This is a genomic window from Streptomyces sparsogenes (genome assembly GCF_001704635.1).
Taxonomy (GTDB): domain Bacteria; phylum Actinomycetota; class Actinomycetes; order Streptomycetales; family Streptomycetaceae; genus Streptomyces; species Streptomyces sparsogenes.
Map to the genome: position 1 here is coordinate 22,933 of NZ_MAXF01000114.1, position 7,138 is coordinate 30,070.

Sequence of the window (7,138 nt, forward strand, 5' to 3'; positions counted from 1 at the left end):
TCTTGCCGCACGATTGACCATCACGGGGGCTGGGGTATATGGGGCTGGGGGATATGGCGGCAAAAGCTGCGGAATTGCCCGCCAAAGATCCCGAAACGACCCCCGAAACGACCCCCGAAACGACCCCCGTGGCAGACGCTGCGGCGGAACCCCTGGCGGACCCCGTAACCGCACCCGTAACGGCCCTCGGAGCGGATCCCCTCCCCGCCGCCCTGGACGTCCTGCGCACCGCCCGCGAGAGCGGCCTCGCGGCGGCTCTGGCGCGTGCCGTGCGGCATCTGGACTTCACCGCTCCCTGCTCCGACGGGGGCTTGTGCGTCCTTCCCGCCCGCACGGCCCCGGACCTGCGCGGCTGGCTGCTCGCCGGGCGCGTGGTGCCCGTCGAGCGGGCCACCGTACGGCCCGGCCCGCGCCATGAACTGGCCGAGCGCGAGGGTCTTGAGGTACTGCGGGTCGTCCCCGACGACACCGCCGGGCCGGGGCCGGGCCCCGGGAGCGCCCCGCGGGGGCCCGGCCCCCGGAGCGCCCAGGACCGGCTCGACCTGGCCGGGACGCTGTTCGCCGCGCTGCGCGCCGGGCTCGCCGAGGCGCTGCTGGAGCGCGCGGTGGCCCATGTGGCCGGGCGGCGCTCCGGCGACCGGCCGCTGCTCGAGCGGCAGTTGGTGCGCGCCAAGGTCGCCGACTGCGTCGCCGCCGTCCGGGCCTGCGAACTGCTGCTGACCACCTCGGGCGCCGATCCGCACGCCGCCCACGAGCTGCACCGGCGCCTCGATGAGGCCGACGCGGCCCTGACGAATCTGTTCGGCGGCGCCGGCTATCTGGCCGACCACCCCGTGCGCTCGCTGTACGTCTCGGCGTACGTCGGCAGCCTGTGGGCGCCGTCGCCGCGAGACCCCGGAGAGGGATGGTCGTGACGGACCCGGCCCTGGACGCCGCGCACGAGCGCCTGCGCGACCACGCCCGCGCACTCGCCCCCGCCCTGCGGGCGGCCGCCCTCGCCATCGACGCCGACCCGGCCCGCATGGACGACCACCTGGACAACCCCGCCTTCCGCCTCTTCCGCTCCATGGGCATCCCGAAGCGGTTCCAGGACGCGCGGGCCCGGGCCGCGGTGCGGGACCTGCCGCAGGACTTCCTCGGCCAGATGATCTGCTCCATGGAGCTGGCGCGCGGCGACGCGGGCGCCATGTTCGCCGGGCCCGCCCCCGCCCTCGCCGGGGTCGTCGTCCGCACCATGGGCGACGAACGCCAACAGGCTGCCTTCTACGAGCGCGTCGCCGACGGCACCACCTGGGCGTTCTGCGCCATCACCGAGCCCCAGGCGGGCAGCGACGCCACCCGCATGCAGACCACCCTGACCCCCGCGGACCCCGCCGACCGCACCGGCGACTGGCTGCTGAGCGGCGCCAAGAAATACGTCGGCAACGGCTCGCGCGGCGGCGTCGGGGTGGTGTTCGCCCAGACCGGCACCTCGCCCCTGGGCGTGCGCGCCGTCGTCCTGGACCTCCCGGCGCCCGGAGCCCACGGCGAGCCGCTCGACATGATCGGGCTGCGGGGCGCCCGCATCAGCGAAATGACCTTCGACGCGGTGCCGGTCGCCCGGGACCGGCTGCTCGGCGCCCATCTGCCCGCCACCCGCCGGGGGATGTGGGGCGCGGTCACCGCGTTCTACGGAGCGCGGGTGCAGATCGCCGCGACCGCCGTCGGCCTCGCCGGCGCCGTCTACGACTACGTGAGCGCCGAGCGCGGAACCCCGGCCCCGGCCGAGCGGCGGGCGCTGGAGACGGTCTCGCTGCGCCTCGCGGCCGCCGCCCGCCTCGTCCACCGCACCGCGCTGCTCGTCGAGGCGGACGGGGCCCGCGGCGACGCCTCCGCGCTGTGCAAGCTGGAGGCGATACGGCTGGTCCGGGACGTCACCCACCGGCTGCCCGCCCTCCTCGGGCGCGGCGCGCTGCTGGACCACCCGCTGCTGGAGAAGTGGACCCGCGACGCCGCCGCGCTGGAGCTCATGGAGGGCACCGGCGACATCCAACGGCTTCGGCTGGCCCAGGACTACGCCCGCTCGGGCGCCGTGCCCGCGGGCGGGGCCGGGTGACCCCGGTGCGCCTGGGGCCCGTCGGCACCTTCGTCCCGCCCACCGCGCTCACGGTCGCCGAGGCCACCGCGGCCGCCGGCCTCCCCGACGCCAAGGCCCGCTTCTACCGCGACTACCTCGGCTTCCGCGACATCCCCAGAAGCACCGGCCACTCGCTCGCCGACATGCTCACCGCCGCGGGCCGCGAGGCCCTGCGCGACACCGACCCGCGCGCGGTGCGCCACGTGCTGTACGCGCACACCCACGAGGAGGCCGACCCGGCCGGGCCCCGGCTGCTCGACGGCGTCCGCACCGCGCTCGGCCTCGACCACGCCCCCGCCTTCTCCGTCGGCCAGATGAACTGCGCCGCCGGGCTGTTCGCGCTCTTCCTGGCGGGGCAGGTGATCGAGACCGATCACGGTGCGAGCACGCTGGTGCTCACCGGCGACCGGGTCGCCCGCCCCGAGCAGGCCACCATCCCCGGCGTCGCGGTCGTCGCCGACGCCACCGCCGCGTGCCTGGTCGGACCCGGGGTGCCCGGGGACCGGCTGCTCGGCTCCGCCTTCCGCACGTACGGCAGGTTCTACCGCGGCTTCGGCGGCGCGGACCCCGACCGGGAGCGCGAGTACACCCGGCTCTACGCGCCCGCCCTGGCCGCCGTGATCGGGGAGGCGCTGGAGGAGGCGGGGACCGGACTCGACGGCATACGGTGGATCGTCCCGCACAACGTCAACCGCCTGTCCTGGAAAGGCGTGGCCAAGGAGCTGGGCCTGCCCTACTCCCAGGTCTTCCTCGACAACCTGCCGCGCCTGGGCCACGCCAACTGCGCCGACCCGTACCTCAACCTCGCCTCGCTGCGCGCCTCCGGGGGGCTCGCGCCCGGCGACCGGTATGTGCTGGCCGCCGTCGGCCTCGGCGCCACCTTCGGCGCGGCGGTCCTGGAACGGGACGGCGCGCGAGACGGCGGCCCGATCGGCGGCCCGGTCGGCGGGCCGGGGAGCGAGAGAGGGAGCGATGGAGAGCTTTGAGGCCGTCCAGGGCATCCGGGCCGCGGACCTCGCGGACCGCTACGGCACTCCGCTGTACGTCTACGACGGCGACCTGCTGGCGGGCGCGGTCCGGTCCCTCGCGGACGCGCTGCCGCACCCCGTGGAGATCTTCTACTCCCTGAAGGCCAACCCCAACAGCAGCGTCTGCTCCCTGCTGTTCGCCCACGGCGCCCGGGCCGAGGTCTCCTCGCTCGTCGAGCTGCGCACCGCCCGCACGGCCGGCGCCCGCCCCGAGGACATCATCTTCCTCGGCCCCGGCAAGAACGCCGACGACATCCGCGCCTGCGTCCAGGGCCGGGTGTACGCCATCGTCTGCGAGTCCTGGCAGGAGCTCGAGCTCATCGAGGCCACCGCGCGCCAGGCCGGGCTGCGCCAGCGGGTGATGCTGCGCGTCAACCCCTCCGTCGCCGCGGCCGGCTCCCGGCTGGCCATGGGCGGCAAACCCCGGCAGTTCGGCATCGACGAGGAACAACTGCTGTCCGGAAAAGACCGGTTGAGCGCGCTGACGCACGCCGTGCCGATGGGCGTCCACGTCTACCTCGGCACCCGGATCCTCGACGCGTCGGCGGTCGTGGAGAACACCGCCCAGGTGCTCGCGCTCGCCGAACGCGTCGCGGCGGCCACCGGCATCGAGTTGGAGGCGGTCGACGTCGGCGGCGGACTCGGCGTCGCGTACTTCGACGGCGAGCGGGACCTGGACCTCGGCGCGCTGGGCGCGGGCCTCGCCCCCGTCGTGGGCGACTTCACGCGCCGCCATCCGGGCACCCGGCTGCTGCTGGAGTCCGGACGCTTCCTCACCGCCCGCGCCGGGGCCTACCTGGTGCGGGTTCAGTATGTGAAGGAATCCCGCGGCACCCCGTTCGCCGTCACCGACGGCGGCACCCACCACCACATGGCGGCGGTCGGGGTCGGCTCCTACGCCCGCCGCAACTTCCCCGTCGCGGCGGTCGCGGGCGGCGGCGCGGGGCCCGAGCGCCGCTGGCACATCACCGGCCCGCTGTGCACCCCGGACGACACCCTCGCCCGCGCCGTGCCGCTGCCCGGCCTCGCGCCGGGCGACGTCCTGGCCGTGCTGCGGTCGGGCGCCTACGGTCCGAGCGCCTCACCCGGCCACTTCCTCAGCCATGGATTCCCGGCCGAGGTGCTGGTCCACGAGGGCCGGCCGCTGCTGGTCCGCGACCGGGACACCGCCGATGACCTGCTGCGCAAGCAGCGACACCACCAGTTCGTTCAGTGAGCAAGGGGAGGCCCGGGATGGACCGCGCGCAGATGGTCGAGGCGATCGGCAGATCGGTGGCGGCGATGGTGCCGTACTCCGACACTCCGGTGGAGGAGGACAAGCGGCTCTTCGAGGACCTGGGGCTCGACTCCACCAGCATCGTCGAGCTGATGATCGACCTGGAGGACAACGCGGGGGTGGTCGTCGACACGGACGCCATCGAGCCGGACGTCTTCGAGACCGTCGGCGCGCTGGTCGACTTCCTCATGCGCTCTCTCCCGGCAGAGCGCTGAGGATGGCCTGAGGATGGCGGACGCGACAGCGGCGGGGCTGCGCCTGGCCGGGACCTGGGGGCTGGACTTCCCCGCGCGGCCCGGCGGGCGCTCCTTCGTGGAGATGGGCGGCGAGCTGCTGGCCGGCCCGTCCGGGCAGGACGGGCGGCCGGCGCCGGGGGCGTCGCCGCCCCGCCCGCTGGACTACCTGGTGGTGGCCCACGAGGCGTACGACGCGACCCCCGCCGGCCTGGTGGCCGGCTACCTCGCCGACGCCTGCCCCGGCGACCCGCGCGCCTTCTCCCTCGCCGACCAGGGGGTCGGCGCCCCGTTCAGCGGACTCAGGATCCTCGACCGCATCCACCGGGGCGGCGGCCTGGACGACGCCGCGCTGTTCGTGCTCGACCCGGCGGCCGGGGCGGTGCTGACCCTCGGCGGGACGGGCGACTGGGCGCTTCAGGCGGTGGCGGAGGAGCGGGCCGGGGCGGCGGCGGACTGCCTGCCGCCGCTGACCGCGGCCCCCGCTCCACCCCCCGCTCCACCCTCCGCCCCGGCCCCCGACCGCGCGCCCGGCCCGCGCACCGCGTATGTCCTGGGCGAAGGGCTGTGCGACCTGGCGGGGGCCTTGGAGGCGACCGGAGCGACGGTGCGCCATGCCACGCCGGGGCACGGCTGCGCCGGGGTGTGGCGGGCGCTGTCCGCCGCGCTGCGGGGCGCGGCGGAGGAGGGCGCCGAGCGGCTGGTGGCCGCGGACCGCGACCGAGGGCTGGGGCGGCTGCACCTCGCCACCTTCGTACCCCTTCTCTGAGGGCTCGTTCTCCAGGGGCTCGTTGTTCAGGGCTCGCCTTCAGGGGCTCGTTCTTCAGGGGCTCGGGTGCGCGTGACGGGGCCCGCCGCCCAGGTGCTGGACACCCCGCACTTCGCGGCCGCGCCCGTCGTACGCTGGCGCGATATCGAGATCGTGAGATTGTGCGTGCGGGTCACGGGAAGCCTCATGTCGTACCGGAACGGCGGAGCGCGGACCGCGGCGCGGCGGCGGGCCTCGCCGGGTTTCACCGGTGATCGCCCACGGGCCGTCCTCGCGCGCACTTATCCGATCAAGGAGTCGACCGGACTCCGTCAAGGTCCGTCAAGGACTTGACGTGGGACAACCGAGGCGGCTCAGCTTAGAGTTCACATGTTGGAGACAAGCCGGGCCTCACTGCTGCGGCCCGGCCGGCGGAGCGGCGGTCGTGCCGCCCGCGGAGGCGTGGAGACAGGAGCGGATGGGCGTGGAGACTCCGGGATCGCAGTCGTCGCTGCACCGGGCCAACCTCGAGCGGGTGGTACGCGCGGTGCGTATGGCGGGTTCGCTCACCCAGGCGGAGATCGCCCGGACCACCGGGCTGTCCGCGGCCACCGTCTCCAACATCGTCCGTGAGCTCAAGGACGGCGGCACGGTCGAGGTCACCCCGACCTCCGCGGGCGGCCGCCGGGCGCGCAGCGTCTCGCTGAGCGGGGACGCGGGCATCGTGGTGGGGGTGGACTTCGGGCACACGCATCTGCGCGTGGCCATCGGCAACCTCGCCCACCAGGTGCTGGCCGAGGAGTCCGAGCCGCTGGACGTGGACGCCTCCGCCTCGCAGGGCCTGGACCGGGCCGAGCACCTGGTCAGCAGGCTGATCGCGGCGACCGGCATCAGCCAGGAGAAGGTGGTGGGCGTCGGCCTCGGCGTGCCGGCCCCGATCGACGTCGAGACCGGCACGCTCGGTTCGACCGCGATCCTGCCGGGCTGGGCGGGCACCAACCCGCGCGACGACCTGGCCGAGCGCCTGGGCGTGCCGGTGCACGTGGACAACGACGCCAACCTCGGCGCGCTCGGCGAGCTGGTGTGGGGGGCCGGGCGCGGGGTCGCCGACCTCGCGTACATCAAGGTCGCCGACGGTGTCGGCGCGGGCCTGGTGATCAGCGGGCAGATCTACCGCGGGCCCGGCGGCACGGCCGGGGAGATCGGCCACATCACGCTGGACGAGTCCGGCCCGGTGTGCCGCTGCGGCAACCGCGGCTGCCTGGAGACGTTCACCGCGGCCCGGTACGTGCTGCCGCTGCTGTACTCCAGCCACGGCGCCGACCTGACCGTGGAGCGCATGGTGCAGCTGGCCCGGGACGGCGACCCCGGCTGCCGCCGGGTGATCGCGGACGTGGGGCGGCACATCGGCAGCGGCGTGGCCAACCTGTGCAACCTGATCAACCCGAGCCGGGTGGTGCTGGGCGGCCATCTCGCCGAGGCGGGGGAGCTGGTGCTCGGCCCGATCCGGGAGTCGGTGGCGCGGTACGCCATCCCGAGCGCGGCCCGCCGGCTGTCGGTGATGCCGGGAGCGCTGGGCGGCCGGGCCGAGGTGCTGGGCGCGCTGGCGCTGGTGCTGAGCGAGATGGGCGACTCGACACTGCTCGACGGCGCCCTGTCGGCGGGCGCGCCCGCGCTGACCTGAGCGGGATCCTGACCGGAGCGGAGCGCCCGCGCTGACCTGAGCGGGATCCTGAC

7 protein-coding genes are annotated in these 7,138 nt (G+C 75.3%); all 7 read left to right on the plus strand.

Features of this window, described 5'->3' with window-relative positions; genetic code table 11:
* Positions 1-128 precede the first annotated feature (128 nt).
* The 7 genes from BBH68_RS23795 (at position 129) to BBH68_RS23825 (ending at position 7,085) form a co-directional block, all read left to right on the plus strand.
* Positions 129-914, plus strand: a complete 786-nt coding sequence (locus tag BBH68_RS23795; protein WP_076970677.1) for an acyl-CoA dehydrogenase family protein — start codon at positions 129-131, stop codon at positions 912-914.
* Entirely contained in the window at positions 911-2,095 is a 1,185-nt protein-coding gene (locus BBH68_RS23800; RefSeq protein WP_158080289.1) for an acyl-CoA dehydrogenase family protein, read from the plus strand. Before BBH68_RS23795 ends, BBH68_RS23800 begins: the two co-directional genes overlap by 4 nt.
* Positions 2,092-3,102 (plus strand): ketoacyl-ACP synthase III family protein, encoded by a 1,011-nt coding sequence (locus BBH68_RS23805; RefSeq protein WP_065965519.1) that lies wholly within the window; start codon positions 2,092-2,094, stop codon positions 3,100-3,102. Before BBH68_RS23800 ends, BBH68_RS23805 begins: the two co-directional genes overlap by 4 nt.
* Positions 3,089-4,360, plus strand: coding sequence for a type III PLP-dependent enzyme (locus tag BBH68_RS23810; RefSeq protein ID WP_065965520.1), 1,272 nt, complete (start codon positions 3,089-3,091; stop codon positions 4,358-4,360). Before BBH68_RS23805 ends, BBH68_RS23810 begins: the two co-directional genes overlap by 14 nt.
* A 17-nt stretch (positions 4,361-4,377) precedes the next feature.
* Positions 4,378-4,635 (plus strand): acyl carrier protein, encoded by a 258-nt coding sequence (locus BBH68_RS23815; protein WP_065965521.1) that lies wholly within the window; start codon positions 4,378-4,380, stop codon positions 4,633-4,635.
* Between the two features lie 13 nt (positions 4,636-4,648).
* Positions 4,649-5,422 carry a hypothetical protein gene (locus tag BBH68_RS23820; protein ID WP_065965522.1) on the plus strand — a complete coding sequence of 258 codons (774 nt, stop codon included), beginning with the start codon at positions 4,649-4,651 and terminating at the stop codon, positions 5,420-5,422.
* 463 nt (positions 5,423-5,885) lie between these two features.
* Positions 5,886-7,085 carry an ROK family transcriptional regulator gene (locus tag BBH68_RS23825; protein ID WP_065965528.1) on the plus strand — a complete coding sequence of 400 codons (1,200 nt, stop codon included), beginning with the start codon at positions 5,886-5,888 and terminating at the stop codon, positions 7,083-7,085.
* Positions 7,086-7,138 lie beyond the last annotated feature (53 nt).